Here is a 1,762-nt window from a genome sequence, read left to right on the forward strand (position 1 = left end):
CTTCGCAACGCTTTCAAAAATTTCCTTGTAGTTCGTTTGATCGATAATTGCTGTAATACAAATAGCGACCGTTATAAGTAGTTCGGCATAATTAAAAATCAAAACCAGAGAGCATACCGCCCGCTACGCGGGCGGTATGCTCTTCTAGGTTTTAAGTTTACTTATGCCTAGCTACTTATATGCGATAACACCAGCAAAGATATTCTAATCGTGAAACATCGCTTTTTCGAGTTGTTGTAGAGCAATTTCTAGATCATCGTTGACAATCGTGAGATCAAATTCGTTGGCGGCGGCTACCTCAAGTGCAGCATGGTGGAGACGTTTGCGAATTTGCTCGTCACTATCGGTGCTGCGATCGCGCAAACGACTTTCCAAGACTTGCATCGAAGGCGGCGCAATAAAAATGCGTTGAGCATTGGGGAAAGATGTGGCTACCTGTCTTGCCCCCTCCAATTCGATTTCTAACAGAACAATCTGCCCCATTGCGATCGCGCGATGAATTGGCGCGATCGGCGTACCATAAAGATTTCCCGCATATTCTGCCCATTCCAGAAATCCGCCCGCATCGCGTTGCTGCTCGAATTCAGCACGGCTCCAAAAAAAATATTCTCTGCCATCCTCTTCCCCCGTACGTGGCGATCGGGTGGTGGCGGAAATTGAGAAATGAAAGCGATCGGCATACCGCTCTAGCAATTTCTTTAATAGAGTGCCTTTACCGACCCCACTGGGTCCCGTAACAACAATTAACTTACCTTCACTCAAAGCTTCGTAAATCCCTAAATAAATTGGCAGTTGACATCCACCCCGCACTGAAGTGACGGGGATTCCTAAGACTCACGACTTAGGTTTCTGCTTCATAGCACCAGCCTTCCGAGATTTACTCTCTTCAGGTCTTACAGTCGCTCCACAGACATTCACCGCAAGCCCTGCGGCAAGAATATTTTTTGCAGCATTTACATCTCTATCGTGATGTGTACTGCACTTAGGGCAATCCCACTCTCTGATATTTAAAGGCAACTTATCCACAACATAACCGCAATGTCCACACCTTTTAGAGCTAGGAAACCAACGATCAATTTTGACAAAAGTACGACCATACCAGTTGCACTTATATTCAAGTTGCCTGACTGTTTCACCCCAACTAGCATCACTAATCGAGAGAGCGAGTTTCCTATTTTTGACCATATTCTTCACAGACAAATCTTCGACTGCAATCACTTGGTTTTCACGAACTAGTCGAGTTGTCAGCTTGTGAAGAAAATCATGACGAGCATCGCTAATTGCTGCATGAACCTTGGCGACTTTCAATCTAGCTTTGTGGCGATTATTAGAGCCTTTCTTTTTACGGCTAAGCGCTTTTTGAGCTTTACGCAATTTACGGCGCTTAGCTTTGAATGTTTTGGGATTGGCAATCTTCTCGCCATTACTTAAAGCCATCAGGCTAGTAATGCCCAAATCCAAGCCAATTTGATTAGGAGATTCAGGTAATGTTTCGATTACGACATCAACTAGCAAAGATACAGTCCATCGTCCAGAGGGCAAGAGTTTCACCGTAATGGTTGATGGTTCTACACCTTCAGGGATCTCACGGCTCCAACGGATATCCAAAGGTTGAGACCATTTTGCTAAAAATACTTTGCCATCCTTCCATCTAAAAGCAGCTTTAGTAAATTCAGCACTCCCACCGTGATGTTTTTTCTTGAAGTTGGGATATTTTGCCCGTCCTGCGAAGAAATTAGTAAACGCAGATTGTAAATGTCTT

General features: G+C 44.4%; 2 protein-coding genes. Both read right to left on the reverse strand.

The annotated features are described in order from the left end of the window. Positions 1–204: 204 nt before the first annotated feature. Positions 205–810, reverse strand: coding sequence for a guanylate kinase (gene gmk, locus PSE7429_RS22750; protein WP_009629756.1), 606 nt, complete (start codon positions 808–810; stop codon positions 205–207). A gap of 24 nt (positions 811–834) precedes the next feature. Next, positions 835–1,762: RNA-guided endonuclease InsQ/TnpB family protein (locus PSE7429_RS22755; protein WP_009629757.1), on the reverse strand; the 928-nt coding region annotated here is incomplete at its 5' end.

Source organism: Pseudanabaena biceps PCC 7429 (assembly GCF_000332215.1).
Classification (GTDB): Bacteria; Cyanobacteriota; Cyanobacteriia; order Pseudanabaenales; family Pseudanabaenaceae; genus Pseudanabaena; species Pseudanabaena biceps.